Source organism: Labrenzia sp. C1B70 (assembly GCF_000475395.1).
Classification (GTDB): Bacteria; Pseudomonadota; Alphaproteobacteria; order Rhizobiales; family Stappiaceae; genus Roseibium; species Roseibium algicola.
The window spans coordinates 641,387-666,938 of the sequence record NZ_AXCE01000012.1 but is presented as its reverse complement, the minus strand read 5'-3'; the positions used below and the strand labels follow the sequence as shown (position 1 = coordinate 666,938).

The 25,552-nt window shown below is 58.6% G+C and carries 26 protein-coding genes and 1 other RNA gene; 12 read left to right on the top strand and 15 right to left on the bottom strand.

The features are described 5' to 3' along the window. Window positions 1-172 precede the first annotated feature (172 nt). From Q666_RS51395 to ssrA, 4 genes are all read right to left on the bottom strand, one after another. Window positions 173-406, bottom strand: a complete 234-nt coding sequence (locus Q666_RS51395; protein ID WP_023000517.1) for a ribbon-helix-helix domain-containing protein — start codon at window positions 404-406, stop codon at window positions 173-175. 6 nt (window positions 407-412) lie between these two features. After that, window positions 413-691 carry a DUF4169 family protein gene (locus tag Q666_RS0133405; protein ID WP_023000518.1) on the bottom strand — a complete coding sequence of 93 codons (279 nt, stop codon included), beginning with the start codon at window positions 689-691 and terminating at the stop codon, window positions 413-415. 17 nt (window positions 692-708) lie between these two features. Then, the gene (locus Q666_RS51390) at window positions 709-1,284 is read right to left on the bottom strand and encodes an SspB family protein (RefSeq protein ID WP_023000519.1); all 576 of its coding nucleotides are present in this window, start codon (window positions 1,282-1,284) and stop codon (window positions 709-711) included. A 174-nt stretch (window positions 1,285-1,458) separates the two neighbouring features. Next, window positions 1,459-1,828, bottom strand: a transfer-messenger RNA (tmRNA) gene (gene ssrA / locus Q666_RS65550). Between the two features lie 156 nt (window positions 1,829-1,984). Between ssrA and Q666_RS51385 the strand changes: the two genes are divergently transcribed. After that, window positions 1,985-2,779 carry a thymidylate synthase gene (locus Q666_RS51385; RefSeq protein WP_023000520.1) on the top strand — a complete coding sequence of 265 codons (795 nt, stop codon included), beginning with the start codon at window positions 1,985-1,987 and terminating at the stop codon, window positions 2,777-2,779. Window positions 2,780-2,791: 12 nt separating this feature from the next. Here the strand turns inward: Q666_RS51385 and Q666_RS51380 are convergent, their stop codons facing one another. Continuing rightward, a complete protein-coding gene (locus Q666_RS51380; protein ID WP_023000521.1) occupies window positions 2,792-4,177 on the bottom strand; it encodes a multicopper oxidase family protein in 1,386 nt (461 codons plus the stop codon). 162 nt (window positions 4,178-4,339) lie between these two features. Between Q666_RS51380 and Q666_RS51375 the strand changes: the two genes are divergently transcribed. Next, on the top strand, window positions 4,340-5,410 hold the full coding sequence (locus tag Q666_RS51375) for a serine hydrolase (protein WP_023000522.1): 1,071 nt from the start codon (window positions 4,340-4,342) through the stop codon (window positions 5,408-5,410). 221 nt (window positions 5,411-5,631) lie between these two features. Here the strand turns inward: Q666_RS51375 and Q666_RS51370 are convergent, their stop codons facing one another. The 3 genes from Q666_RS51370 to Q666_RS51360 all read right to left on the bottom strand — a co-directional run bounded on the left by Q666_RS51370 (window position 5,632) and on the right by Q666_RS51360 (window position 8,152). Continuing rightward, window positions 5,632-6,990 (bottom strand): GH1 family beta-glucosidase, encoded by a 1,359-nt coding sequence (locus Q666_RS51370; protein ID WP_023000523.1) that lies wholly within the window; start codon window positions 6,988-6,990, stop codon window positions 5,632-5,634. A gap of 107 nt (window positions 6,991-7,097) precedes the next feature. Beyond that, a complete protein-coding gene (locus tag Q666_RS64960) occupies window positions 7,098-7,781 on the bottom strand; it encodes a DUF2461 domain-containing protein (RefSeq protein ID WP_023000524.1) in 684 nt (227 codons plus the stop codon). Continuing rightward, the gene (locus tag Q666_RS51360; protein WP_023014550.1) at window positions 7,778-8,152 is read right to left on the bottom strand and encodes a TfoX/Sxy family protein; all 375 of its coding nucleotides are present in this window, start codon (window positions 8,150-8,152) and stop codon (window positions 7,778-7,780) included. The genes Q666_RS64960 and Q666_RS51360 overlap by 4 nt, the downstream gene beginning before the upstream one ends. A gap of 150 nt (window positions 8,153-8,302) precedes the next feature. Here Q666_RS51360 and Q666_RS51355 point away from each other — a divergent pair, with 150 nt between their 5' ends. The 6 genes from Q666_RS51355 to Q666_RS51330 all read left to right on the top strand — a co-directional run bounded on the left by Q666_RS51355 (window position 8,303) and on the right by Q666_RS51330 (window position 13,481). Further along, window positions 8,303-8,821: a dihydrofolate reductase gene (locus Q666_RS51355; protein ID WP_023000526.1), complete on the top strand. Its 519-nt coding sequence runs from the start codon at window positions 8,303-8,305 to the stop codon at window positions 8,819-8,821. Between the two features lie 21 nt (window positions 8,822-8,842). After that, window positions 8,843-9,316 carry a GNAT family N-acetyltransferase gene (locus Q666_RS51350; protein WP_023000527.1) on the top strand — a complete coding sequence of 158 codons (474 nt, stop codon included), beginning with the start codon at window positions 8,843-8,845 and terminating at the stop codon, window positions 9,314-9,316. Between the two features lie 232 nt (window positions 9,317-9,548). After that, window positions 9,549-10,742 carry an FtsH protease activity modulator HflK gene (gene hflK / locus Q666_RS51345; protein ID WP_023000528.1) on the top strand — a complete coding sequence of 398 codons (1,194 nt, stop codon included), beginning with the start codon at window positions 9,549-9,551 and terminating at the stop codon, window positions 10,740-10,742. Window positions 10,743-10,744: 2 nt separating this feature from the next. Beyond that, a complete protein-coding gene (locus Q666_RS51340) occupies window positions 10,745-11,680 on the top strand; it encodes a protease modulator HflC (RefSeq protein WP_023000529.1) in 936 nt (311 codons plus the stop codon). Further along, a complete protein-coding gene (locus Q666_RS51335) occupies window positions 11,677-11,862 on the top strand; it encodes a DUF2065 domain-containing protein (protein WP_023000530.1) in 186 nt (61 codons plus the stop codon). Before Q666_RS51340 ends, Q666_RS51335 begins: the two co-directional genes overlap by 4 nt. 131 nt (window positions 11,863-11,993) lie before the next feature. Next, entirely contained in the window at window positions 11,994-13,481 is a 1,488-nt protein-coding gene (locus Q666_RS51330; protein ID WP_031269138.1) for a DegQ family serine endoprotease, read from the top strand. A gap of 463 nt (window positions 13,482-13,944) precedes the next feature. On the opposite strand, the gene serB is transcribed toward Q666_RS51330, so the two are convergent. Further along, window positions 13,945-14,835 carry a phosphoserine phosphatase SerB gene (gene serB / locus Q666_RS51325; RefSeq protein ID WP_023000532.1) on the bottom strand — a complete coding sequence of 297 codons (891 nt, stop codon included), beginning with the start codon at window positions 14,833-14,835 and terminating at the stop codon, window positions 13,945-13,947. Here serB and miaA point away from each other — a divergent pair. From miaA to Q666_RS51310, 3 genes are all read left to right on the top strand, one after another. Beyond that, window positions 14,834-15,787 (top strand): tRNA (adenosine(37)-N6)-dimethylallyltransferase MiaA, encoded by a 954-nt coding sequence (gene miaA, locus Q666_RS51320; RefSeq protein WP_023000533.1) that lies wholly within the window; start codon window positions 14,834-14,836, stop codon window positions 15,785-15,787. The genes serB and miaA overlap by 2 nt on opposite strands. 210 nt (window positions 15,788-15,997) lie before the next feature. Beyond that, window positions 15,998-16,537, top strand: a complete 540-nt coding sequence (locus tag Q666_RS51315) for a GNAT family N-acetyltransferase (RefSeq protein ID WP_023000534.1) — start codon at window positions 15,998-16,000, stop codon at window positions 16,535-16,537. Window positions 16,538-16,617: 80 nt separating this feature from the next. Next, a complete protein-coding gene (locus Q666_RS51310; RefSeq protein ID WP_023000535.1) occupies window positions 16,618-17,163 on the top strand; it encodes a GNAT family N-acetyltransferase in 546 nt (181 codons plus the stop codon). A 22-nt stretch (window positions 17,164-17,185) separates the two neighbouring features. Here the strand turns inward: Q666_RS51310 and Q666_RS51305 are convergent, their stop codons facing one another. Beyond that, window positions 17,186-17,764 carry a TetR/AcrR family transcriptional regulator gene (locus Q666_RS51305; protein WP_023000536.1) on the bottom strand — a complete coding sequence of 193 codons (579 nt, stop codon included), beginning with the start codon at window positions 17,762-17,764 and terminating at the stop codon, window positions 17,186-17,188. A 119-nt stretch (window positions 17,765-17,883) separates the two neighbouring features. On the opposite strand from Q666_RS51305, the gene Q666_RS51300 reads away from it, so the two are divergent. Continuing rightward, window positions 17,884-18,300: a hypothetical protein gene (locus Q666_RS51300; RefSeq protein ID WP_023000537.1), complete on the top strand. Its 417-nt coding sequence runs from the start codon at window positions 17,884-17,886 to the stop codon at window positions 18,298-18,300. An 85-nt stretch (window positions 18,301-18,385) separates the two neighbouring features. On the opposite strand, the gene Q666_RS51295 is transcribed toward Q666_RS51300, so the two are convergent. From Q666_RS51295 to Q666_RS51275, 5 genes are all read right to left on the bottom strand, one after another. Next, window positions 18,386-18,931: a hypothetical protein gene (locus Q666_RS51295; RefSeq protein ID WP_023000538.1), complete on the bottom strand. Its 546-nt coding sequence runs from the start codon at window positions 18,929-18,931 to the stop codon at window positions 18,386-18,388. A gap of 136 nt (window positions 18,932-19,067) precedes the next feature. After that, on the bottom strand, window positions 19,068-20,624 hold the full coding sequence (locus tag Q666_RS51290) for a 2-isopropylmalate synthase (RefSeq protein WP_023000539.1): 1,557 nt from the start codon (window positions 20,622-20,624) through the stop codon (window positions 19,068-19,070). Window positions 20,625-21,190: 566 nt separating this feature from the next. Beyond that, on the bottom strand, window positions 21,191-22,279 hold the full coding sequence (locus tag Q666_RS51285) for an HD domain-containing phosphohydrolase (RefSeq protein ID WP_023000540.1): 1,089 nt from the start codon (window positions 22,277-22,279) through the stop codon (window positions 21,191-21,193). Next, entirely contained in the window at window positions 22,276-24,597 is a 2,322-nt protein-coding gene (locus tag Q666_RS51280; protein ID WP_023000541.1) for an ATP-binding protein, read from the bottom strand. The genes Q666_RS51285 and Q666_RS51280 overlap by 4 nt, the downstream gene beginning before the upstream one ends. Beyond that, window positions 24,594-25,097, bottom strand: coding sequence for a molybdopterin-dependent oxidoreductase (locus Q666_RS51275; protein ID WP_023000542.1), 504 nt, complete (start codon window positions 25,095-25,097; stop codon window positions 24,594-24,596). The genes Q666_RS51280 and Q666_RS51275 overlap by 4 nt, the downstream gene beginning before the upstream one ends. Window positions 25,098-25,552 lie beyond the last annotated feature (455 nt).

The following is a 25,552-nucleotide window of genomic DNA, read 5'->3' as shown; positions in this document are numbered from 1 at the left end:
TCTTGAGCAAGTGGCCCATCCTTCGAGACGCGCGCAAGCGCGCTCCTCAGGATGAGGGAGATGTATGTTGCAGAGGCGGCAAGAGGGCTGAAGCTCAGAGGCAGTCCGGGCACTTCTAGCTGCGCTGTGGGCAGGCGAAAAGCAGGGGACCGGAAATCAGATTGTCAGCCATTTATCCCTCCGAAATCAGACCAGCTTCCATTTGGACCCGTTTCAAGGCCCAGACCCTGACTGCCGAAGAGAGCGGGTCTTCCGGGTCGCGGTTGTCGTCGATTTCGGCAATCAGTCCGGCGAGGGACTTGTTCGCGGCGTCGGCGTAGGCGTCGACGACGTCCCAGAATTCCGGTTCCAGCGCGAGGCTGGTGCGGTGGCCATGAAGGGAGAGGGAGCGCTTTAACAGAGCCATTGGCGGTCAGCCGCGATCGCCGGAAGAGCCCGGGTCAGAAGGTTCGGCTTCGGTTTTGTCCGCGTCTGTTGTTGCTTTATCGGATTGTTCGGCATCCGGGCCGTCAGGCTTTTCCAGAAGATGCCCGTCGACGTGGGTTTCCAGCGTTTCCCGGCGTTGGCGGGCCGCCTCACGTTCGGCTTTGGACCGGCCATACTTGCGCCGGTTGTCCTCGGCCGTCTTTTCCTTGTCCTGACGGTTCTTCTGCTTGCGCACCATGCGCAGATTGATGATCTCCGCGCTCATGGGAAAGGCTCCCGATCTCAGGTCTTCTTGCGGAATGCATCCAGGGAAACGACTTCGCCGCCACCGTCACTGCTTTCGGCAGCTTGCACGGCAGGTTTCGCCTTGGTGTCTGCAGTTGCAGCTTCCTTGTCGCCTGCGCCGTCGTCCTGCCTGGCTTCGTTATCGGCATGTTCCTGCTCGGCCCTGGCAAGTTCTTCCACGGCTTCCAGCAGCTCTTCCGGCAGTTCTTCCGCCGTCTTGCCGGGATCGAACTCCAGCGCAAACTGTACGGACGGATCGAAGAAACCCTTGATGGCAGAAAAAGGCACCAACAGCTTTTCCGGCACGCCGCCAAAGGACAGGCCAACCTCGAACGCATGTTCGCCGATGGCAAGATCCCAGAACTGGTGCTGCAGCACGATGGTCATTTCCTGCGGATAGCGCTCCTTGAGCCGCTGGGAAATGCGCACGCCAGGGGCATTGGTGTCGAACGCGATGTAGAAGTGATGGTCTCCGGGCAGCCCGGTACGACCGACTTCGGCAAGTATTTTCTTCACCGCTCCACGCAGCGCGTCCTGGATCAGAATATCGTATCGCAGAAGGTCTTCAGACATCGGTTTTCGTCGAATCTCGCTGGAAAAGTCCACTATCAGGAGCACATTGACGGGCGGAGATCAAAAAGAAAAGGCTCTTTTCCAAGTGAACCCAGATTAATGTGTGCAACCCGGCAATCATCGCTCATTGGTCATGCAACCTATGTAGGACGCTGCAAATACATGGGAAGATCAAGTGGAGGCTTCTGTTGCCAGGTGCCTCCGAACCCCGCCCGTGAGTGCTACCTCAAAGGACTTAGTGGACTACCGGCGCAGCGTTACGCTGCGACAGCGTTGTCCATAGCATAGTTGTCATTTGCAACTATTAAGAAAGCCCGATAACGGTGGTACAATGCCGAGCAAAAGCACAGTCTTTACGCCCTCGTCGATCCTATTTCGCCCCCGCCGAAACCCATGGAGTTTCCGTAGCTTAGCCCCATGGGCTTGGGTGGAGGCGCCGGGTACCGCCCCCGGGTCCGATAGGTTTATTGCACTGACCATTTATTGCCATAGCTGGCGAACCAGCAGCCTTGATATAAGGTCTTCGGCCCTGAAATGAAAGAGGCTTCTGGCAAAGCATGTCGTTTGCCGGCTTGGCTCATGGCCATTCTTCCACAGCATGTGCCAAGTTGGGGAAAGTGCGGGGGAGGGGCTGTCTTTTCGGAAAAATCTGCCAAGTTAACCACAAACTCCAGATCTCCTGACCGCGAAGGCTTCCGCCGTGCAGCAATATCTCGATCTCTTGTCGAAAATCCTGGACGAAGGCGTTGATCGGGGCGACAGGACCGGAACGGGCACGCGCTCGATCTTCGGCCACCAGATGCGCTTCGATCTCTCGCAAGGCTTTCCCTGTGTCACGACAAAGAAGCTGCACCTGAAGTCGATCATTCACGAGCTCCTGTGGTTCCTCGCTGGCGATACCAACATTCGGTATCTGAAAGAAAACGGGGTGAAGATCTGGGACGACTGGGCGGACGAGAACGGCAATCTCGGGCCGGTCTATGGCTACCAGTGGCGGTCATGGCCTGCACCGGACGGCAGATCCATCGACCAGATCGCCAATCTGCTGAAGATGATCCGGACCAACCCGGAAAGCCGGCGGCTGATCGTCTCGGCGTGGAACCCGGCTCTGGTCGACGAGATGGCGCTGCCGCCGTGCCATTCGCTGTTCCAGTTCTACGTGGCTGACGGCAAGCTTTCCTGCCAGCTTTACCAGAGGTCGGCGGATGTGTTCCTGGGCGTGCCCTTCAACATCGCCTCCTATGCGCTGCTGACCATGATGGTAGCCCAGGTGACCGGCCTGAAGCCCGGCGACTTTGTGCACACGTTCGGTGATGCGCATCTTTATGCCAACCACTTCGATCAGGCCCGTGAGCAGCTCACACGTTCGCCGCGGCCCTTGCCGGAAATGAAGATCAATCCGGATGTCACGGATCTCTTTGCGTTCAAGTTCGAAGACTTCGAACTGACCGGCTACGATCCGCTCCCGCACATTGCCGCACCGATCGCGGTCTAGCCACCGGCTGTTTCAGCTCACTTCGAACCAGGTCATCATGCCCGATGCCGCATGACCGAGCATGTGGCAATGGATCAGCCATTTCCCGGGATTGTCCGCAACAAAGGCGATCTTGACCGTCTCGCGCGGCTGGCTTGTGAAGGTGTCGCGCCAGTCGGGGTTCTCCAGTTTCGTGCCATCGCGCTCGATGACGCGGAAATGATGGCCATGCAGGTGGATCGCATGCGGGAAAGCCGTGTCGTTCCGGCTTTCCAGAACGATCGTGTCGCCGCGCTTGGCGGAAAACATCGGATCATCTTCCATACCGGCCACACCGTTGAAAGCCCAGAAGAGTCCCTCGGACATCATCTGGCGCATGTCCATCTCGACGCCGTGTCTCATCATTGACTGCATGCCGCCCATGGCTCCACCCGCCATCACTAATGGCAGTTCCCAGGGAGAGCTCAGATCGGGTTCCGGCAACCGGTTCGGCGGCGGCAACATCAGTGGCAGATCTTCGCTTTCGGTTTCCGAGACGACGAAGTTGGCGAAGGTGAATGGCTTGCCGGTCATCATCTCGAACGGCAACTTGCCGGTTTCCTGAGGTCGCAGCACCAGATCCATGCGCTGTGCCGGCGCCAGTTGCACAGTGCCCTCGACCTCCCGCGCGGTGTCAAAGGCCTGCCCATCGAGCCCGATTATCTTCGCACCAAACCGCGCCGGAGCCAGGTCAAGGATACGCGCCGTGGAGGCGTTGATAAGGCGCAGCCGGTGCCAGCGGTCCTTCTTCAACGCAATGTCCGGCATCGAAGCACCGTTGATGGTGAGCCAGTTGCCCAGACGTCCGGCATGGGCAAAGTCGTGCATGGCGCCGAAGCTTGCGGTTTCCAGGATACCGTTTTCGTCAAGACGCCAATCGTTGAGGATCAGCGTAATGTCGCAATCGGGGTCGAAGGACTGTTCGTCGTCCTCGACAATCAGTGCGCCCGCGAGGCCGCGCGGCACCTGGTTCCAGCTCATGTTGTGGGCGTGGTACCAGAAGGTGCCTGCGTCCGGCACGACAAAGTCGTAGTCGAAGCTTTCACCGGGGGCGACGGGGGGCTGGGTGAGGCCGGCAACACCATCCATGGCATTGTCGATGCGGATGCCGTGCCAATGGACCGAGGTGGGTTCGTCGAGGTTGTTGGTGAAGCGCACTCTGACGCGTTCGCCGCGCTTGACCCGTATCTGCGGACCGGGCAGCCGGTCGTTGTAGAGCCAGAGATCCGAGAGGCCGCCGTCCTTGCCATAAAGTCGGGCCTGTCCCTTGACCGCCGCAAGGTCGAAGAAACCTTCTTCCGTTTTTGCCAGAGCAAAGGCTGGTGACAAGGCAGCAAGACCTCCTGCCACCGATGCTTTCAAGAACGAACGCCGATCCACTCTCCCACCTTCCTGACGCAAGTTGCTTCTCCCCTTCACTATGGTGGTTCCAGTTGGTGGAAGGTCAAGCTCCTCGCACGGCAATAAACCTTTCAAATAACGCTCGCATTTGGCGATGAAACTGCCGACACTTCCTTCAGGTTTCACGCAAGGGAGCTCTCCATGAAGTCAACCGACGGTCTTTCGCTCTCACCCCACGCGGCGGCTGCCGAGCGTCGCGGGTTCGATACGTCCCTTGGCCGCAAGCTCTGCGCCGGTGCCGAGGCAGGTCTGTTGCCGCATCTTCATGTCGTGATTGCAGAACGCGGCGGTGAGACGGTTCTGGAAAGTTATGGCAAGGGAGAGGACGAAAACTGGGGCCGTCCGATCGGTGAGGTAACCTTCGGCCCCGAGACCCTGCACGACCTGCGTTCTATCACCAAATCCATCGTCAGCTTGCTCTATGGCATTGCACTGGAGCGGGGCGAGGTGCCGACGCTCGATACGCCGGTTCTGGAGCTTTTTCCCGAATATGCCGACCTTGCTGTTGATCCGAAACGCATGGAGCGGACCGTGGAGCACGCCTTGACCATGTCGCTCGGCATGGAGTGGGACGAGACCCGTCCCTATACCGATCCGGAAAACAGCGAAATCGCCATGGAAATGGCCCCGGACAGGTACCGTTACATTCTGGAGCGGCCGCTGGTGGGAGATCCCGGCACCCGATGGATCTACAGCGGCGGAGCCACCGCGCTGGTGGGCGAGATCCTGCAACGGGGAACGGGGCAGAAGCTGGCCGATTATGCAAGGGAACGCCTGTTTTCGCCACTTGGCATAAATCAGTTCGATTGGTCTATCGGCCGGGATGGGGCCTATTCGCCGGCGTCCGGGCTGAGGTTGGCTGCGCCGGATCTGCTCAAGATCGGACGTCTCGTTCTTGACAACGGTATCTGGCAGGGCCGGGAGATCGTTCCCGAAGCCTGGATCCGGGCTTCACTGCAGCCAATCATCGAAACCAGCGAAGGACCGGGATACGGCTATTTCTGGTTTTGCGGCCAGGTTCCTGTTCCGGCTCTTGGCGGCCCGACACCCTGGTTTGCCGGCTTCGGTAATGGTGGCCAGCGGCTCTGGCTGTGCCCCAAGGCCGATGTTGCCGCCGTCATCTATTCCGGCAATTACAACGACTGGTCCGCCTGGATCCCTCCGACCCGGGTCTGGAGCGAGATCATTCTGGCGAATTTACGGGAAGCGTAGCCTTGCCTTTGAACGCCTGATCCTGACACCAATACATCCTCATCCTGAGGAAGCGCGCAGCGCTGTCTCGAAGGATGGGCCCCACACGCTGAATATGCCGCCCATCCTTCGAGACGCGAGCAGGCTCGCTCCTCAGGAGGAGGGGAGAGGAGGCTAGGTTAAGTTAAGCGTGCGTGCTGGTTCCACTGATCCGCAATGCAGGGTGAAAGCTCGAAGCGCTTTCACCCCTGCCGATGCGCTTCCAGGAAGTCCCGGTACCACAGGGCACTGTTCTTCAGCGTACGGACCTGGGTGCCATAATCCACGTGAACGATACCGAAGCGCATCTTGTAGCCTTCGGCCCACTCGAAATTGTCCATCAGGCTCCAGAGGAAATAGCCCTTCACCGGAACACCTGCCTCGCGTGCATCGGCAATGGCACCGAAATGTTTTTCCAGATAGTCGATCCGGCGCTGGTCGTTGACGACACCGTCCTGCGGTTCGTCGTTGTAACAGGCACCGTTTTCAGTGATGTAGCAGTCCGGAAGCGGGTAACGGGTGTCGAGATCCTTCAGGAGATCCGACAGGCCCTTTTCATAGACCTCCCAGCGGATATCGGTCAGCTCCGGCCCCGGAGTTGGGGGAACCGTCTCGGCCATCGGATAGACCGCGCTGGCATTGGTGTCTGCTTTCACGCGTAGCGGCGTGTAGTAGTTCAGCCCCCACCAGTCGAGAGGCTGGTGAATGGTTTCAAGGTCACCGTCGCGAATGTCCATGTGGTCGCCGAAGGCGCTGAGCACATCCGCCGGATAACTGCCCTCGAACATCGGTTCGAAGAAAATGCCGTTGTTGAACTGGAAGGCCCGGTCTGCCGCTTGCCTGTCCAGTGGCGTGTCGCTGACCGGATAGACGGAATGGGCGTTGATGACGATGCCCATCGGCAGGTTCGGCTTTACGGACCGGGCAGCCTGAACGCCCAGGCCATGTGCCAGGTTCAGCGTGTGCACACTGGCTGCGAAGGCTTCGATGCTTTTTTCACCGGGAGCGTGGATGCCGTAGAGATGGCTGAGATGACAGATGCACCAGGGCTCGTTGATGGTCGCAAGTACGTCCATCCGGTCGCCGAGCCGTTTGACGACAATCTCCGCATAGTCCGCAAACGCTTCTGCCGTGCTGCGGGCGGTCCAGCCGCCGTCGCCCGCCAGGGTCAGCGGAAGATCCCAGTGGTACAGCGTCGGATAGACCTTCAGACCACGGGCAACCATGCCATCGATCAGCCGGTCGTAGAAGTCGAGACCCTTCTCGTTCACTGGGCCTCGGCCATCGGGAAGAATGCGCGGCCAGGCGATGGAAAATCGGTAGGCGTCGACGCCGAGTGACTTGATCAGATCCAGATCGCTTTCCCAAAGATGATAGTGGTCGCAGGCCATATCTCCGGAATGCCTCTGGTAAACACGGCCGGGCATCTTCGAAAAGGCATCCCAGATGCTGGGTTTGCGGCCATCTTCGCTGGTTGCGCCCTCGATCTGATAGGCCGCGGTTGCAACACCGAACAGAAAATCGCCGGGAAATCGGAGCGCAAGGTCTTTGGGAAGTGCCATGGGAACTCATCTGGAGTGGAAACGCGAATGCGAAGGTCATAGTTTCCAAAGCGCTTTGGATCAAGTGATTTCGTCTTGCGTTCTGGGTATTCTCCGCAGCCAATGTGTCAGGTCCGGTGCGCGTGAAGTGTCATCAGCCAGCGCCAGAAGGGGAGTGCAGGTTCAATAACCCTTGCAATCGCTTCGGGGCCGTTTGCCCCCTGAAGCGACCCGATATCGCTGACGTCTCGCCAAACGGCGAGGCCCTTATGCCGTGCGAGACCACTGCGCGGGTGGTCCGCGGGAAAGCCGCGAGGAACCTTGGCAAGATCTGGGGCGGACATTTCAAACCCGGCAGCCGTCATATGGGCGATCAGATCTCCGATGTCCTCGCCGTTGTCCGTCTCGAGTGTCTGGAGAAACGATCCGAGCACCGGTTTTGAAAAACGCATGCACCCTGCGCCGGTGCGCACATGATCGGCTTCCACGGACAGGAAGAAGCTGGGCGGTTGCGCGTCCTTGCCCTGGAAAGCGGTGTCCTGCGGCCAGAAGGCCATGCGGACGTGGGTGTTGTAGGGTGTCTTGTCCCTGGTAAAGCGTAGGTCCCTGTTGATGCGAAATTGCTTCGAGGTGAGGTCGTGTCCGCAAAGCCGCGAGAGCGTTTCGGCAAGCCTGCCGCGAACCGCGTCGGCCGGATCCCTGACGAAGCGCTGGTAATCGGCCTTGTGCGCTTCAAACCAGTCCCTGGTGTTGTTGGCGGCAAGCTCTTCCAGAAAACGGAAGGTTTCTGGCTGAAAACCGGAGCCGTTCATTTTGCCGTCTTTCCGGTTTTCGGCTTCTTGGGCCTGGCAGTCTTGGGCGGCAGTGCGCCGACATAGGATCTGGCCATATCGATCCAGCTCTTCAGGTCTTCGTCGCTTGCGATCCCTTCCGGCTCGACCCGGATAAAGCCGGGCATGGGCCGGCCCCCCATCTTGCAGACCGAGGCGAAGGGCCTTGTCATCGCCTTTTCCTGCTGTTCGGTTCCCACACGTGCCATCAGCCCGCGTTTGGAAGCGCAGACCAGCATGTTGCCGTCGATCATGAAACAGGTGGAGCCGAACATGCGCTTTTGCTCGACTTTTTCATCCGGGATCAACGCGCGGGTGCGTTCGATCAAGACGGTTTCCATCAGGTCGGACATTCCGAAAGTCTCCTTGTCGTGGCGGTCCAGTTTCAAGGACGTGCCAAGGGGCGCTTATCCGACAGCCTGGCAAGAAAAATGTCTGCGATTTTTCCTGGCTCACGTTTCCATGCTAGGAGGCGTTTGAGGAATTGAAAACCGGATTCGGAGATGGCTTTGCCGGAACTTGTCTTGATTGCCGCGGTAGCACGAAACGGGATTATCGGGTCCGATAACGACATGCCCTGGCATTTGCCGTCGGATCTGAAGTATTTCAAGCGGCTGACGCTTGGAAAGCCGGTCATCATGGGGCGCAAGACGTTTCTGTCGTTCGGCGGCAAGCCCTTGCCGGGACGTCCGCATGTGATTGTTTCCAGGGATCCGGAATATGCGCCGGAAGGTGCGGAAGCTGCGACGTCCCTTGAAGAGGCGCTGCGACGGGGAGTGGAACTGGCAGCGGATCTTGGCGTCGACCAGGTCATGTGCATCGGCGGGGGGCAGCTTTACGCCCAGGCGATCGGCAAAGCCGACCGTCTCGAGATCACCGAAGTGGACGCGCAGCCGGCGGGAGACACCCGCTTTCCGGACATCGATCCGGCGGTGTGGCAGGAAGTCGGTCGGGAGCCGGGCCAGCGCACCGAACGCGACAGCGCAGATTTCACCTTCGTCTCCTACCGCCGCAAGGCTTGAATACCTATCGGATCCGTTGTCATGAGTTTACCCGCCAATCTGACGGCCAGATGGGCCACTTTCGATGAGCTAAGCCTCAACGACCTCTATGGAGTTCTCAAACTGCGCCAGGATATATTCATTCTGGAGCAGGCGTCTTTTTACGCCGACATCGACGGCAAGGACCAGACGGCGCTGCATTACCTCATCAAAGACGAGGAGGCCGGAGCGCTTCTGGGCGCAATCCGCCTGTTCACAGAGCCTCAGCAGGGCCGTGCCCGCATCGGCAGGGTGGTCATTGCCAAGGCAGGCAGGGGGAGCGGGCTCGGGCGTCTCATGATGCAGGCCGGCATCGACAAGGCGGAGGCCCTGGTTCCCGGGTGTGAGATCCACGTTTCCGCACAGGCTTACCTGGAGGCTTTCTACGGCTCCCTGGGCTTTGCGACGGTGTCTGAAGAATACATCGAGGATGGTATTCTGCATGTCGACATGATCCGTTCCGCCAACGTGAACTGAGCCCGTCTTTTCGGGGCAAATTCCGGCGGGGTGCGGCCAAATGTTCCGTCGGTCTTGACAGTCTCTCCGTTTACCACCACCTGCGGCACGGGAACACGCGGGTTTTGGGAGGTTTTTACGTGGGGCTTTCCGTTGAAAGCATACGGTAACCTCCCTATAACCAACGGTGAGTCAGAACGGGTGAAAATCCCTGTCCGGGATAACGTGCCGGACGACAAAGAAGGAAGTTTTGATGCCTTGGAGCAATCAGTCAGGTGGCGGTGGCCCCTGGAAAGGTGGCGGAAACAACGGCGGCCCTTGGGGCAGCGGCGGTGGCGGCGGCGGTAACGGCAACGGCCCGTGGGGTGGAGGCTCCAACCGTGGAGGCGGAAACCCACCCGATCTTGAAGAGCTCCTGAAACGTACCCAAGACCGCATGCGCAACGTCCTTCCGGGCGGTGGCGGTGGCGGCCTGGGTTTCATCGGCGGCGGGATCGTGGTCGGCGTGGCGCTTATCGTCTGGCTGGCCTTCGGCTTCTATGTTGTCGATGAAGGCGAGGTCGGTGTCGAATTGGTACTCGGCAAGGTCGAGGATCAGACCCCTCCTGGCCTGAACTACAACTGGCCTTATCCGATCGGTGAAGTTTACACTCCGAAAGTCGAACTGCAGCGCGAAACCACTGTTGGCACCGAAGAAAACGTTAGCAGCTCCGGCGTTGTGCGCGCACGCGACGTTCAGGAAGAAAGCCTGATGCTGACCGGCGACGAAAACATCGTCGACGTCGGTTTCAAGGTCCTGTGGCGTATCCGGAATACCAACGAGGGTATTGCCGACTTCCTGTTCAATATCCAGGATCCGGAAGCGACCGTGAAAGCCGTGGCCGAAAGCGCGATGCGTGAGGTTGTCGGCGGATCGAAGATCGACTCCATCCTGACGGAAAATCGTGTTTCCATCCAGAACGACGTTGCCAGCCTGATGCAGAAGACACTCGACAGCTATCAGTCGGGTATCGAGATCGGCGAAGTCCAGATGCAGCGCGTTGACCCGCCTGCGCAGGTTATCGACGCCTTCCGCGACGTGCAGGCCGCACGCGCCGACGAAGAGCGCATCAGCAACGAGGCCAAGGCCTACGCCAACCGGGTGGTTCCGGAAGCGCGCGGTGAAGCTGCACGCGTTCTGGAAGCGGCAAACGCCTACAAGGACCAGACCATTGCCGAGGCAACCGGTCAGTCCCAGCGTTTCACCAAGATCTACGAAGAATACAGGAAAGCACCGGACGTGACCCGTGAGCGTCTGTATCTCGAAACCCTGGAAAAAGTTTTGGGCTCGAACAACAAGATCATCATCGACAGCGACTCGACAGGCTCCGGCGTGTTGCCGTACCTGCCGCTGAATGACCTGAACGGGCGTCAGACCGCCCCTGCACAGCGCGCGGGAGGCAACTGATCATGCGTAGTGGTATTCTTGCAATCGTCCTGCTGATCGCAGCGGTCGTCGCTTACCTTTCGGTCTTCATCGTCAATCCGACCCAGCAGGCGCTTGTCCTGCAGTTCGGTAAGATCGTCGAACAGCCGAAGAAGGAGCCGGGTCTCTATTTCAAGATCCCGTTCGTTCAGAACGTTGTCTACTTCGACAAGCGCATCCTGAACCTGAACATGCCGCCGCTTGAGCCGATCACCTCGGACAAGAAGCGTCTGATCGTCGATGCTTTCGCGCGGTACCAGATCTCCAATCCGGTGCTGTTCTATCAGCGTGTCCAGAACATCCAGACCGCCAACCGGCGCCTGTCGACGTTCCTGCAGTCCTCGCTGCGTTCGGAAGTTGGCCGCACCAGCTTCGTGGCACTTGTTCGCGACGACCGTACCGGCGTGATGGAAAACATTCGCCGCGATATCGATGCCAATGCCGAACAGCTCGGCATCGAGGTGATCGACGTGAAGATCCGCCGTGCGGATCTGCCGGACGCCAACTCGCAGGCAATCTACGCCCGTATGCAGACCGAGCGTCAGCAGGAAGCCACGGAAATCCGTGCACAGGGTGAAGAAGCAGCCCGCAGGATCCGGTCCCGTGCGGATCGCGACGCGACCGTTCTTGTTGCTGAAGCACGCCGTGACTCGGAAATCATGCGTGGTACCGGTGACGCTGAAAGAAACAGGATCTTTGCCGAGGCATTCGGTGCCGATCCGGAATTCTTCGCCTTCTACCGGTCCATGCAGGCCTATGAGGCAGGATTGCGGTCCGGCGATACCAGCCTGGTGCTGTCGCCTGATTCAAGCTTCTTCCGCTTCTTCAAGGACCCGACCGGTATCTTGCCGGCTCCGGGTGCCGATGGAAACGGTAGCCAGGGCGTATCCGACCGGAATCCGTCGCTCGCTGCACAATGAGCGAACTGGTAACGGCGCTCGGCCTGGTCCTGGTGCTTGAAGGTGTTCTCTACGCGCTTGTGCCCGGTGGCATGAAGTCCATCATGCGCAGCGCGCTGGAGACACCGGACCAGACCTTGCGGGCAACTGGCCTGATCGTGGCGGTTATCGGCGTATTTCTTGTGTGGATCATTCGCGGATAACGAAAAGTTTTCGGGCGGGAGGCGCAAAATCTTCCCGCCCGTTCTATATTCTGAACCAAGGACCGGAACAAACCCATCGACTGTCAGCATTCTGACTGCAGTCCAACCGGCTGGGATGAGGAGAAAGCCCTATGGCTCCACTAAGTATTCGCCGTCGGATGACCAGGATCGCCGCAGTCGCGGCGGGCATCGTAATCGGTGGAATGGCAGCTTTTCAGCCTATCCAGGCAGCATACGCACAAGGACCTGTGTCCGTCGCGGATCTGGCGGAAGGTCTCGCGGATGCAGTGGTGAATATTTCCACCGCTCAAACCGTGCAGGGCCGCCGTTCGGTGCCGATGCCGCAGGTTCCGGAAGGTTCGCCCTTCCAGGAGTTTTTTGAAGAATTCTTCAACCGGCAGAACCGGGACGACGACCAGCCGCGGCGGGTTCAGTCGCTGGGTTCGGGCTTCGTTATTGACGGGGAAGCCGGCATCATTATCACCAACAATCACGTTATCGAAGGCGCGGACGAAATCACCGCCAACTTCAACGACGGCACCAAGCTGAAGGCGACGCTCCTCGGCACCGACGAGAAAACCGATCTCGCAGTGCTGCAGGTGGAGCCGACCACGCCTCTGAAGGCCGTCAGTTTCGGCGATAGCGACGCCATTCGCGTCGGCGACTGGGTGATGGCGATCGGCAACCCGTTTGGTCTGGGCGGCACCGTGACCGTCGGTATCGTGTCCGCACGAAACCGCGACATCAACTCCGGTCCCTACGACAACTTCATCCAGACGGATGCCTCCATCAACCGGGGGAACTCGGGCGGACCGCTGTTCGACATGGAAGGCAACGTGATCGGCATCAACACGGCCATCATCTCGCCGTCCGGCGGCTCCATCGGCATCGGCTTTGCGATCCCGGCCAACACCGCCATGAACGTGATCGATCAGCTGCGCAAGTTCGGCGAAACCCGCCGCGGCTGGCTGGGTGTTCGCATTCAGGAAGTCACGGACGAGATTGCCGACAGCCTGGCAATGGACAAGGCCATGGGCGCGCTGGTTGCCGGTGTGACCGACGATGGTCCGGCGGCCAAGGCGAAAATCGAACCGGGTGACGTGATCATCAAGTTCGACGGCAAGGATGTCGACACGATGCGCGAACTTCCGCGCATGGTGGCGGAAACCGAAATCGGCAAGGAAGTTGAAGTTACGGTTCTGCGCAAGGGCGAGGAAGTCGCCATCAGCGTGATCCTCGAGCAGCTTGTTGAAACCGAGGTGACCGAAGCCAGCGCAACCGAGGAAGAAGAGCCTGCGGAAAAGCCGGTCGAAAAGAGCGAAGTGCTCGGAATGTCGCTTGCCGTTCTGGACGACGCCTTGCGCAAGCAGTTTTCCATCGATGAAGACGTCAGCGGTGTTGTGGTCACGGAAGTGAAGCCAGGCACCTCTGCCGAGGAAAAGCGCGTGATGGCTGGCGATGTCATCAAGGAAGTCGCTCAGGAAACGGTCGAGACGCCGGAAGACGTCATGGCCGAGATCGACAAGCTGAAAAAGGACAACCGCCGCTCGGCCCTGCTTCTGCTGGCCAATCCGACGGGTGATGTCCGCTTCGTTCCGGTGCGGATCGAAGACGAGTAGTCCTTCCGGACTTCGGAAGCTGAATGCAGAAGGGCGCCGTGAGGCGCCCTTTTTTCTGCTTTCAATCTCCTGCACGCTCTTCCTGAAGACGGCTGAAGGTCTGTCTGGAACGGGAAGGGGGGATGCTTTGGAGCAGGGGGCCCATCCTTCGAGACAGGCCCCCACGCTTCCTCAGGATGAGGTTGGTAGTGGGGCGGAGTTGGGGGCTTGGAGGATGCTGGTGGCCTTGGCGAGTTGGATGTGCCGTGGGGCGAATTGACAGTGTGTGGCCTAACCATTTCGAAGAGTTTTGTATTCGGTATCCCCACACACTCTCCCTCATCCTGAGGAAGGCCGGAGGCCTGTCTCGAAGGATGGGCTGCATACTCCGTCGAAAGGTTCATTCCTTGAAAGACAAGAAGGACCGCCCGCGCGAGGCGAGGATTCGAAACCGCTCAAATCAGGATTGCCGCAGACCCGCGCCTTAACTCAGAACGAAATCGCTCTCCGCGTAGCCTTGCAGGTAGAGCAGGGCTGTGAGGTCGCCGTGGTCGATGCGGAAGTCGGCGGCGGCGGCGACTGCCGGTTTGGCCCTGTAAGCGACACCGGCTCCGGCACGTTCGATCATGGCAAGGTCGTTTGCGCCATCTCCGACCGCAAGCGTATCTGCGAATTCCAGGCCGCGCTCCGCGACGAGATATTCCAGGCGGGTGCGCTTGGCTTCGCGTCCGAGAATCGGTTCTCCGACCTTGCCTGACAGTTTTCCGTCCACTTCCAGCAGGGTGTTGGCCTGGTTCTCGTCAAAACCGATCAGCGTCGCGACTGCAGATGTGAAATGGGTGAAGCCACCGGAAACAAGGGCGCAGTAAGCGCCGTTCGCTTTCATCGTCTGTACCAGCGTACGGCCGCCCGGCATCAGCTGGATCCGCTTGCTGAGCACCGTTTCAATGGCAGACACCGGCAATCCGGCGAGAAGGCCAACACGTTCGCGCAGGGCCGGTTCAAAATCGATCTCGCCGCGCATCGCCCGCTCGGTAATTTCCGATATGCGATCCTTGAGGCCAAGTTCAGCCGCCAGTTCGTCGATGCATTCCTGGCGGATCATGGTGGAATCCATGTCGGCGATCAGCAGGTGCTTGCGGCGGCCGGCTTCCTTCTGCACAAAGACGTCGACGGGGGCACGGCCAATCACTTCGCGCAAGATACCGTCCGCGGCACTTGCATCCAGACCCTCAAAGCGGATATCCGCTGCGACACCTGCAGAAAGACGTGTCGAGGTTCCGGTAACGCCGAGTGCGTCGGATGCCTGCCGAACCAGATCCTCGTCGACTGCAGGCGCAGCAGGAGTGGACACCAAAGTGGCAACAAAAGACATGGACGGTTCCCTGGACGACGATGACGGCACGCCCGCAACTGCCAGGCGCGCCATTCTGATAGCCGGGCCGACAGCCAGCGGCAAGTCCGCTTTGGCGTTGACGCTGGCCAAAAGGCTGAATGGTGTCATCGTGAATGCAGATTCCATGCAGCTTTACGAAGACTTGCGACTGGTGAGCGCACGCCCCAGCGTGGCGGAGGAGGCTGAAGCACCTCACAGGCTATACGGCGTGTTGCCTGCATCGACTGCCTTTTCGACCGGCGACTGGCTGCGCCTGGCGGAACGGGACCTGCAAGATGCCTGGGGAAACGGCCAGATGCCTATCCTCGTCGGTGGCACCGGCCTCTACTTCAAGGGGCTGACGGAAGGCTTTGCGGAAATGCCTGGCATTCCGGAAGAGATCCGCGCCAAGGCGAGATCCATCGCCGACACGCAAGGTGTGGAAGGTTTGAGGCAGCACCTGATTGCCGAGGGGGATCCTGAGTCTGCCGAGGCGCTGGTTGATCCGCAACGTCTTGCCCGTGCACTGGAGGTTCTGCTGGCTACCGGCCGTCCTCTGAAGGCGTGGCAACAGCACGCCCAATCTTCGCCTCTTCTCAAGCCGCAGGCGTGTCACCGGATCGTTCTGGCACCGCCGCGGCCCTGGCTGCATGAACGTATCGAGCAACGGGCCAGGTTGATGGTCTGCGAAGAAGGCTTCAATGAAGTGCGGGCCCTGCTTGAACAAGGCCTATCGGATAAGTTGCCAGCGATGAGGGCAATCGGCGTGCCGGAACTTGGCGCCTATCTTGCCGGAAAAGCCGATTATGCAGAAACCATCCACAGGCTGACTGTTGCAACGCGTCAATACGCAAAGCGTCAGGAAACCTGGTTTCGCAACCAGATGTCGGATTGGCAACGGGTTGATCCTTCAAACCTAATTGAGATGGAGGCCATTCTCCGAACGGTTTGACGGCTCAGCGTCAACTTCTGATGTGTGCGGTGCAGCAGTGGTGTGAGCGTAACTCTTTGGTATTGCGAATATATTTTTGTCAAAATTGATCTTATACTTTTGTCTGCCATGGCAATGGCACAATTCAGGGTTACATGGCTAACATGCGTTCGGTGGCGGGATTCGCCGCCGCTTGTAAGGCCTGAAGAAATCCTAGACTGGGAGGTCACGGTGCAGACGATCATACTCGAATGCGGTTCAGTGCGGCTCGTCCCTTTCAAGCCAACCGATATTCATCTCGTCAAAGATCTTCACTCCGATCCTTACGGCAACCGATGTACAGAATATTCCACCAATTGCACCGTCGTTGATGCGGAAGAACTGGTGCGGTCTGCTCAGCAGAACCAGGACGACCTCGGGTTTGCCAAGTGGAAGGCGGTGTCTTCCGACGGGGCATTTCTCGGCTGGGCCGGGTTTACGCCTGTCAGCGAAACTTCCGAGATCAGTCTGAACTATTGCCTGCGTCTCGACGTGCTGGATCAGGACCCGGATCTGCCCAAACGCCTTTGCGCCGCCTTGTCAGACTGGTTCTTCGAAAACACCTATTTTTCCCATCTGGTCGCTGTGGTGCGCACCGACAACCGGACCATGCGAGAAGTGGTCAAGGGCAACGGTTTCTATCACCGCGAGAGCAAAGTGATCGAAGGCATGCAGGCGGACGTGTTTCAGCTCCTGAGCCCGTCCATGCAATCCTATCTCATGAGTGCTTAGGCATTTTCGGGGCTTACGGGACCTCGGGAAATGCGTCGGGACCGTGTCTGCCACGGTCCCTTTTTTTGAGAGTGACCCATTTGAACACACCCATTCTGACTACAGGCAGGCTGCGCCTGTTGCCTTTTTCCGAAGATGACTTCCCATTGTTGCAGGACCTTCATTCAGACCCGGAGGTCAATCGCTATCTGTCTCCGGGACCGGCGATCATGGATCCGGAGGAAGTGCGCCGGCGGCTGGCGAATTACGTCGGCGATCACCGGGGCACCGGGATGTCCAAATGGAAACTGGAGACGGTTGAGGGAGCCTTTATCGGCCGGGCGGGGTTCTCGTTCGAAAGGAACCCGGAAGGTTATGAACTTGGCTACAGCCTGAAACGGTCAGCCTGGGGGCAGGGCTATGCGAGCGAGATCGCGCGGGCTCTTGTCGGTTGGTTCTTCGACACGACACAGAACGATCACATGCTTGCCTATGCAGTTGCGGAACATAAGGCTTCGCAGCGGGTGATGCAGAAGGCAGGACTGCGTTTCTGGCGGGAAATACGAAAGCACGGATTGCATTGCCGGTTCTACCGGATCACGCGCCGGCAATATCTTCAGTCTCTGGAGCCTGGCACGGGCGGTTGATCGCCTGAGCGATTGGTCGCCATCAAACGCCGGCAGCCTGCAAGGCGGCGGGCAGGGCGGCCGCTGTCACGGCTTCGGCAAGGGCCTCATCCGACATGGCCCGTGCCGTGGTCAGTCCTCCAATCAGGAGACTGAGAAAAACCCAGGCGCGGTTCCGCCGTTCAGACGGGGTGCCTTCCTTGAGCCCCTCGGCAACGAGTGACGCTATTTCCTGCATCTTGTCATCATAGAGTTTGCGGGTCTCAGGCTTGGCCCGTGCGACATCGGGCGATAGAGCGGTCATCGCACAGCCGCAGGCGCGGTCCTGCCGATGCGCCGTGCCGAGATAATACTGTGCAAATGCCTCGACCCATTTGTCGCCGAAACGTTCCCGGTAGTCAGGAATGGTGGTGATTACTTCGTCCAGTCCCTGTTCCAGCGCGGCGTGAAAGGCCCCGTCCTTTGATCCCAGGTGCGCGTAGAATGCACCCGAAGTAGCACCCGCCGCCTTTGCGATCGCGTCGACACCAACCCCGGAATATCCTTCGCTCCGGAAGGCCCTGCTTGATGCGCTGAGCAAGGCTTTTTGGGTTTCTGCCTTGCGAAGTTGTTGTTTTGCCATGCGGTTCTCTCAATTAAAGAACGATCGTTATATATTATGTTGACTTCATAACGATCGTTACATAAATAGAGTGCGTCACAAAATATAACGAACGTTATATTTAATCGAGAGGAACGGAAATGCCACTTGCACTCAATTACACCCAGGGCGTGATGAGCGAAGATGCCGGTTTGAAAGCAGGCAGGAAAATCACCGAAGCCTTCCTGAAATGGCACGGGCTTGGCGGCAACAAGGTCATGACCCCCAACGTGACCATGCAGATACAGGCACTGCCGAAGAACGGGGCGCTGTCCGGCGGAGAGCCGGTGGAAGGGGCGTGGCTGGAATGCAAGACGCCAAGTTTTGCCCTGGCTGCGCGGGACGTTCAGGTCGGGTTCTTCAAGGAAGCAACAGACATCATCGCCGCGGCGGCGGAAGGGCGTTTGCCACGCGACCGCATCTATTCAAACGTGGTGCACACTGTGGACGGGACCTGGAACCTGGACGGCGAAGCCATGACCAACAGCCAGCTTTCCGAACGGATTTCGCAGGGTTGACGTCACAACACGGACTGAAAAGGGGCCGCTTCTGCGGCCCTTTTGGCGGATCCAGGGGCTTTTTGCCGGCAGGTAACGGGAGAATTCAGGAAACCGGTCCGCTCTCGAGTGAGCCGAGAAAACGCTTCAACTGGCGTGGACGGATGAAGACATGGCTCACTCCGGAGAACACCCTGATGCTTTCCAGATCACGTTCCCGCCGCGTCCGCCTGTAGTTCAGAACGAACTTGAAAAACGGCCAGTCGAAGCGCTCCAGGCAGCCATCCGGCAATTCGCCGCTGCGGGTGCCACCGCGGCCGAGAACGGAGCGCTTAAGCACTCTCGTCGCACAGAGAAACGTCTTAAAATCGAGATAGATGAGCGTATCAGCTGCTTTCAGGCGAAGGTCCAGGGTGCTGCCGTAGTTGCCGTCCATGATCCAGCGCGGGCGAGCGATCAGCTCTTTCATGGTGGCGCGCCAGACTTCGGGGGAAGGGCGCTGCCAACCCGGTTGCCAGTAATGACTGTCCAGATGAATGACGGGCAGGCCGGTCAGATCGCTCAAGGTTCGGGCCGCACGGGATTTGCCGGCCCCCGGGCATCCGGCGATCACCACGCGCTTCATCTCTCCGTCTGTGCCAAGGCTTTCCACCCGTTTGTCCTCCCCGACAAAACAAAGCCTCCTGAACCTTACCGGAAAATCGGTGGTGCAGGAGGCTTTTCGTGTCAGGTCCGAAATCGGGCGATAATACAGTCACCTTGATCCGGAGCTTTTGGTGGTTCCGGCGTTAGACGGCAGCAAGCGCGCCCGGGTTGCCGGTCTGCTGGCGCAGGGCCAGTTTGTTCATGGCCGAAACATAGGCACGGGCGGAAGCGACCAGTGTGTCGGTATCCGCTCCCTTGCCCGTGGCAATGCGGCCGCCGGCCTCCAGGCGCACGGACACTTCGGCCTGTGCGTCGGTGCCTTCGGTCACCGCATGCACCTGGTACAGGGACAGCTTGGCTTCATGCGGCACGATTGCCTTGATGGCGTTGAACGTGGCGTCGACAGGACCGTCGCCCGTGGCTTCCTTGGTGACGTGCTGGCCGTTGACGTCCATGGTCAGGATCGCCTTCTGCGGGCCACCCGTACCGGCAATTACCGTCAGCGCAATCACCTTGGTGCTTTCGCCCAGGATGCTGATTTCGTCCTCGACCAGGGCTTCGATGTCCTCGTCGTAGACGTGTTTCTTGCGGTCGGCGAGGTCCTTGAAACGGCGGAAGGCATCCTGCAGGGCATTGTCGCCCAGTTCGAAGCCCAGTTCTTTCAATTTGTCGCGGAAGGCGTGGCGGCCGGAATGCTTGCCCATGACCAGCGAGGTGGCTTTCACGCCAACGTCTTCCGGGCGCATGATTTCATAGGTTTCGGCGTTTTTCAGCATGCCGTCCTGGTGGATGCCGCTCTCGTGGGCAAAGGCGTTCTTGCCGACGATGGCCTTGTTGTACTGAACCGCGAACCCGGATGCGCCCGCCACCATCTTGGAAGCGCGAACCATGAATTTCGGGTCGATCTGGGTCATGTAGGGCAGGACGTCGCTGCGGGTGCGGATCGCCATGACGATCTCTTCCAGGGCAGCATTGCCGGCGCGTTCGCCCAGGCCGTTGATGGTGCATTCGATCTGGCGGGCACCACCGGCGACACCGGCCAGCGAGTTGGCAACAGCCAGGCCCAGGTCGTTGTGGCAGTGGACCGAGAAGATTGCCTGGTCGGCATTCGGTACGCGCTCACGGATCTGCTCGAACATGGACTTGTATTCGTCCGGGGTGGCGTAGCCGACCGTATCCGGCAGGTTGATGGTGGTGGCACCGCACTTGATTGCGGCTTCCACGCAGCGGCACAGGTATTCGATCGGCGTGCGCGTTGCATCCATTGCGGACCATTCGACATCGTCGATCAGGTTGCGCGACCGTGTCACCGTGTCGGTGATGATTTCCAGCACCTGTTCTTCGGTCTTGTTCATCTGGAATTTCAGATGGATCGGCGAAGTGGAAACGAAGGTGTGGATGCGGCCCTTGCCGGCGTGTTTCACGGCTTCGCCGCAGCGGTCGATATCAGCGTGGATGGCGCGGGCCAGACCGGCAATGACGGAGTTTTTCGAGCGCTTGGCAATTTCGCTGACGGCTTCAAAATCGCCGTTCGAGGCAATCGGGAAACCGGCTTCGATGATGTCGACACCCATGTCGTCGAGAATTTCCGCGATCTGCAGCTTTTCTTCCAACGTCATGGAGGCGCCGGGCGATTGTTCGCCGTCGCGCAATGTGGTGTCGAAGATCCGGACCTGGTCCTTCTCGGAAGTGGCAGTCATGTCGTTTCGTCCCTGGCTTGGATCGGGCCTTAGGTCGCTCGGGTAAGGAAAGGCGTGGCGCGATCCGATGGTCGTGATGCGGTTTTTTGAAAACTCTCCCCTAAGTGCCCGTTCCGCCTAAAGACAAGCGAAGCAGCCGACGCTCAGGGGCATCTAAGAAGGAGGAGATCGCCAAGTAGAATGAGGCCGCCGCGCTGAGCCAGCGCGTTGCGAGAAGATCCAGAAATGTCGCGAACCGCGATCATGGGTCTGTCTTGGCCTTTGGTCGTCTTTTCAACTGGTCCGCCAAGCGTGGCGCAAAAGCGTGACCTGACGGTTAATGGGGACTGTTCATAAGTCAGGATGAACCATGATGCAACCAGCTTTTCCGAAGCTTGCACATTTGGAGCCCCCTTGGCCTGGCGTTTCAGGGATCGGCGATAGCTTGCGCAAACAAGATCTGAGCCGCTGCAAAGACGGGAGGCAAAGGCATTGTGCCCAAAGCGGTTCCTCTCCAGCCGCGTTGATCGCACCGAAGCCTGGGCGATTGCCGGCGTATCCGGTGGACATCTTGCGGACTGACCGCCTCAGCCGTTTTTGGCCAGGGGAATGGGCTCGTCGGCAAATCTGGCCTGGATCTCCTCCACTTCCTTCTTCTTGCTCAGGAAGGCGGCAATGCACTCCGGGTCGAAGTCGCTGCCTGATTTTTCTTCCAGAAAGCTGAAGGCCCGTTCGTTGGTCCACGCGGACTTGTAGGGGCGTTCCGTCGTCAGCGCGTCGAAGACGTCGGCAACGGCCGCTATCCGGCCGACAAGAGGTATTTCTTCTCCACGCAGACCATTGGGGTAACCGCTGCCGTCCCAGCGTTCGTGGTGTGTCGCGGCAATCTGGGTCGCGACCTGCAGCAGCCGGCAGCTGGAGCCCTTGAGGATGCCGGCTCCGATTTCCGTGTGCCGGTTGATTTCTTCGCGTTCTTCCGGGGTGAGGGGGCCGCGTTTCAGCATGATACGGTCCGGAATGCCAACCTTGCCGATGTCGTGCATCGGTGCGGCCATCTTGAGGTCTCGCCGGAACTCCATGCTCATGCCGAGTTCTTCGGCAATCAACTCGCAGAAGTTCGCCATGCGAAGGGTATGCATGGCCGTGTCGAGGTCCTTGTATTCGGAAGCAAGGATCAGCCGGTGAACGATTTCCTCGCCGCGCTTCCTGAGTTCGGTCGTTGCCCTGTCGACTTCCTCTTTCAGCCATTCCGCCCGGGTGGCGAGTTTGCGCTGCGCTTCGGCCAGCTTGGTCAGGTTCCGGACACGGGCCTTGAATTCCACCACCTCGAGCGGCTTGTTCAGAAAATCGACAGCACCGGAGGTCAGGGCCTCGATGCGCGTGTCCCGGTCCTTGTCTGCCGTGACGATCACCATCGGCTTGTCAGTATGGGCGGGGTGCTGATGAATTTCCTTGATGAGCTCGATGCCGTTGAGGCCCGGCAATTGATAGTCGACGATCGCCACATCGAATTCGACCATGTCGAGCGCCGCGATCAGGTCGATGGGATGGGAAAAGCTGACTGCGTGGCATCCGGGGATGCGCTCCACAAGCCGTTCCATGATCATGCGGTTGGTGGGATCGTCTTCGACCAGCAGGATGCGGAAATCGGTGTCGGCAAGCTGTGTGTCGGTCATATCGCAATCTTCCGGTATTTGTTTTTTGCTTTTTCCAGCTCCACCGTCAGGAGTGTCACCTGGTTGGAGGTTTCGATGCTGGTGCGAAGTGCGTCCGCAGTTTTTGAGAGGGTCGTAAATCCGAGATTGTCCGCCGCACCTTTCAGTGTGTGCAGCAGCCGGTCGTAGCTTTCCGCATCACCCGAGCTTGCTGCCTCGGTGACTTGCACAACGAGAGTGTCGGCATTTTCAAAGAAGTCGTTCACCAGAGAATGGAAGACCTCCTCGCCAAGTTCCTCCCGCAGTTCAGCTCGTCTGGCATCCCCTTTCTCTTCTCCGGCAAGGCGAACCACATTGGCGTTTGGTGTCGCGGCGTCGGATTGAGCCGCATGCATTGGTTCCGTCGGTTCCGGAGAGCCGGGGGATGTCGGCAGGTCGGTGGTGCCTTCTGCTGAAGTGTCCGAAGGACCATATTCACGCAGGATGGTCGCAAGCCTCTGGAAGGTGACGGGCTTGGACTCGAAGGCATTCATGCCAGCGTCCAGGCAGTCCTGGCGGTGCCGGTCGGAAGCATTTGCCGTCATTGCGATGATGGGCAGCTTGTCGAATGGAGCGCCGATGTTCCGTATCAGCCGTGTTGCCGCGATCCCGTCGAGATCAGGCATCTGCACGTCCATCAGCACGAGATCGAAAGTGGCGTCCTGCACATGTTTGATCGCCTCTCTGCCGTCGCTGGCAACGATGACTTCCTGACCCAGTCTCTCCAGCAACTTCGTTGCGACACGCTGGTTTATGACGTTGTCTTCCACGAGCAGGATACGCAGACGGGGGATCAATGCTGTTGGGGTCGAACCGCTATCCAAACCGGTGAGATTCGCAGCAGGGGCATGTGCCAGTTGAACCGGCAAGGTGAAGCTGAAGGTTGCGCCTTCGCCAGGAATACTGAACACACTTATCGATCCACCCATCGCCTCGACGATCTGTTTGCAGATGGCAAGGCCGAGGCCCGTGCCGCCAAAGCGCCGGCTGATCGAGGAATCGACCTGGTGGAATGCGGTAAAGAGCTGCTTTTGTGCCTCTTCGGCAATGCCGATACCGGAATCCTTGACGCTGATCTTCAGTTCCAGGGTCTCGGCGACAACTTTTCCGGCAACCACATCGACGTGGATTGAGCCGTTTTCGGTGAATTTCACAGCATTGGATAGCAGGTTGAGCAGGACGCGCTTCAGCCGGGTGGGATCGCTCTTGATGAAAGCTTTTTCAAGCGTCGGGTCGATATGAAGTTTGAGCTCGTCATTCTGCTCGAGCGCCTTGCCTTCCACGACAGCTGCCGCCTCTCGCACCAGTTCGTCGAGCCGGAAGACAATCTGTTCGGTCTCAAGGGATCCGTATTCGATCTTCGCAAAGTCGAGGATCTCGTTGATCATCTCCAGCAGTGTATTGCCGGAACTTGTGATGGTGCGGACGTAGCCGGTTTCTTCTTCCGGAAGCTGCTTTTGTGCCAGAAGTTCGGCCATGCCGAGAATGCCGTTCAGCGGGGTGCGGATTTCATGTCCGATCGTGGCCAGAAACTCCGACTTGGCCTTGTTGCCGGCTTCTGCTGCTTCATATGCTTTCTCGAATTCCGCTGCCGCCTTGTTCATGCCTTCTCGCGTCTGTTTCACGATGCGGACCTGCAGAAGCATGTGAAGGGCGAGAAAGAGCGCGGCGACGACGATCGCAAACATGAAGAGGAAGGCCAGCATCTGTACATGGAAGACGTCGTTGCGGGCTTCGGCGCGCGCTTCTGAAATTGTCGCGTTCGTGCGGACAAGAAATTCGTTCGTGGCGCTACGAATTTTTTCGAGCGTTTCTTCGACAGGCGCAAAGTCGATGTCGGTGTAATTCTTTTTCGCTGCGATTTCGTTGAAGACAGGTTCGATGGCCAGGATCTTGGTCTGAATGGTCGTGATCCTGGATCTGAAGTTCGGACTTTGCTCGAAGAAGACGTTGTATTTGGAGTTGGCGAGGACCGAGAGACGCGAATAGAGGATGTCGTAACGCGTTACGAGATCTCGCGGTGCTACGGCTTCCTGCGCCGCTTCGACACCTGCCTCGCCGATACGATATTTGACGTGTTGCACCAGCTCGTAGACGGCACGTGTTTCGCGGTCGAGCTGATAGACAGCCCAGATTGCGTCTTCGCGGATAGCGTCATGCAACTGGCCTTCACGTTTGACCAGCATTGAAAAGATGGCAAGGACCGTACAGACAAGAAAGATCTGGACGACGAGAACGGATTTCGTCGCCCTTGCAGCCTGTTCAACGGCCTTGCCGCCTATTTCGAGCTGGTTTTTCACTCTACCACTTCAACTTCACGGATTTGCCAGACCGAACGGGAAAAGTATTTCTCGTTGAAGAGTTCCGGGTTCGTGTCGAAAGGGTAGACCAGGAACAGGGGTCCCTTGTCGCGAACGGACATGTAGTCGCCGTTCATTTTGGTCGCCAGCATCGTGTCGAAGTCCTCGGCATCTTCTACCGGCACTACTGCACTGTAGTCGTTGAGAGCCTTGACGATCAGTTTGGAACCGCGTGCGCCAACTTCCTCCAGCACTGCGCGCAGCTGAGGGCCGGAAAAGGCAGTGGTGCCTTCAGTCCAGGGTGTCTCGAGCGTCTTGGAGATTTCTGTAAGGCCTTCCAGCATCTCCATGTCAAATTCGGCGCTGTCACCTTTATTGGTGTTCTTGATGTTTCCGGTCACAACGAGGACGACATCACCTGTTGGTGCCGGAAGGTTGGCAGCCTGAACGGCAGAGCTGATCATCAGCGCCCCAGCGAGGAGGCTCAGTAAGGTTTTCATGGCGTTTCCCTGTTTACTTGTGCGTTACTGTAATTTTTGACAGTAAACTTGTTTTCATTGGTTCCTCTGCGGAACTTGGATACACCAAGAGCCTTTAATCAAATGCAAATTAAATGGGCAAACATCTGGTTAACTTCATCAGGTAAAGTAAATAATTTTGTCATTTATGTGTTTTAAATCAATGTTTTAAAAGGTTGCGATGTGATGAATTTATTTAATTCGAGCACGAGTAAATGACGCAGTGATGGCTCGCTGCAAGCAGGTAAAGTATTGCGATTTTTTACTATCCAATGGCAATGCGCGTTTAAGCGGCTAGGCCTCATTCGGATGCGAGGAAATGGCGCTCCAGAAGCGACGATCCGGGCGGTGCTTCAGCAGGATTGCGCCGAAACGCTGCCGTTGGGCAAATAGTCGCCCATGGGTGCCGGAGAGGCCGGCAACCGGCAACGGCCGGC

What these genes read in the sequence shown, in the direction of transcription:
- Q666_RS51395 (WP_023000517.1), bottom strand. Translation starts at nt 406, where the DNA reads ATGGCTCTGTTAAAGCGCTCCCTCTCCCTTCATGGCCACCGCACCAGC.
- Q666_RS0133405 (WP_023000518.1), bottom strand. Translation starts at nt 691, where the DNA reads ATGAGCGCGGAGATCATCAATCTGCGCATGGTGCGCAAGCAGAAGAAC.
- Q666_RS51390 (WP_023000519.1), bottom strand. Translation starts at nt 1,284, where the DNA reads ATGTCTGAAGACCTTCTGCGATACGATATTCTGATCCAGGACGCGCTG.
- Q666_RS51375 (WP_023000522.1), top strand. Translation starts at nt 4,340, where the DNA reads ATGAAGTCAACCGACGGTCTTTCGCTCTCACCCCACGCGGCGGCTGCC.
- Q666_RS51370 (WP_023000523.1), bottom strand. Translation starts at nt 6,990, where the DNA reads ATGGCACTTCCCAAAGACCTTGCGCTCCGATTTCCCGGCGATTTTCTG.
- Q666_RS64960 (WP_023000524.1), bottom strand. Translation starts at nt 7,781, where the DNA reads ATGAACGGCTCCGGTTTTCAGCCAGAAACCTTCCGTTTTCTGGAAGAG.
- Q666_RS51360 (WP_023014550.1), bottom strand. Translation starts at nt 8,152, where the DNA reads ATGTCCGACCTGATGGAAACCGTCTTGATCGAACGCACCCGCGCGTTG.
- Q666_RS51355 (WP_023000526.1), top strand. Translation starts at nt 8,303, where the DNA reads ATGGCTTTGCCGGAACTTGTCTTGATTGCCGCGGTAGCACGAAACGGG.
- Q666_RS51350 (WP_023000527.1), top strand. Translation starts at nt 8,843, where the DNA reads ATGAGTTTACCCGCCAATCTGACGGCCAGATGGGCCACTTTCGATGAG.
- hflK (WP_023000528.1), top strand. Translation starts at nt 9,549, where the DNA reads ATGCCTTGGAGCAATCAGTCAGGTGGCGGTGGCCCCTGGAAAGGTGGC.
- Q666_RS51340 (WP_023000529.1), top strand. Translation starts at nt 10,745, where the DNA reads ATGCGTAGTGGTATTCTTGCAATCGTCCTGCTGATCGCAGCGGTCGTC.
- Q666_RS51335 (WP_023000530.1), top strand. Translation starts at nt 11,677, where the DNA reads ATGAGCGAACTGGTAACGGCGCTCGGCCTGGTCCTGGTGCTTGAAGGT.
- Q666_RS51330 (WP_031269138.1), top strand. Translation starts at nt 11,994, where the DNA reads ATGGCTCCACTAAGTATTCGCCGTCGGATGACCAGGATCGCCGCAGTC.
- miaA (WP_023000533.1), top strand. Translation starts at nt 14,834, where the DNA reads ATGGACGGTTCCCTGGACGACGATGACGGCACGCCCGCAACTGCCAGG.
- serB (WP_023000532.1), bottom strand. Translation starts at nt 14,835, where the DNA reads ATGTCTTTTGTTGCCACTTTGGTGTCCACTCCTGCTGCGCCTGCAGTC.
- Q666_RS51305 (WP_023000536.1), bottom strand. Translation starts at nt 17,764, where the DNA reads ATGGCAAAACAACAACTTCGCAAGGCAGAAACCCAAAAAGCCTTGCTC.
- Q666_RS51300 (WP_023000537.1), top strand. Translation starts at nt 17,884, where the DNA reads ATGCCACTTGCACTCAATTACACCCAGGGCGTGATGAGCGAAGATGCC.
- Q666_RS51290 (WP_023000539.1), bottom strand. Translation starts at nt 20,624, where the DNA reads ATGACTGCCACTTCCGAGAAGGACCAGGTCCGGATCTTCGACACCACA.
- Q666_RS51285 (WP_023000540.1), bottom strand. Translation starts at nt 22,279, where the DNA reads ATGACCGACACACAGCTTGCCGACACCGATTTCCGCATCCTGCTGGTC.
- Q666_RS51275 (WP_023000542.1), bottom strand. Translation starts at nt 25,097, where the DNA reads ATGAAAACCTTACTGAGCCTCCTCGCTGGGGCGCTGATGATCAGCTCT.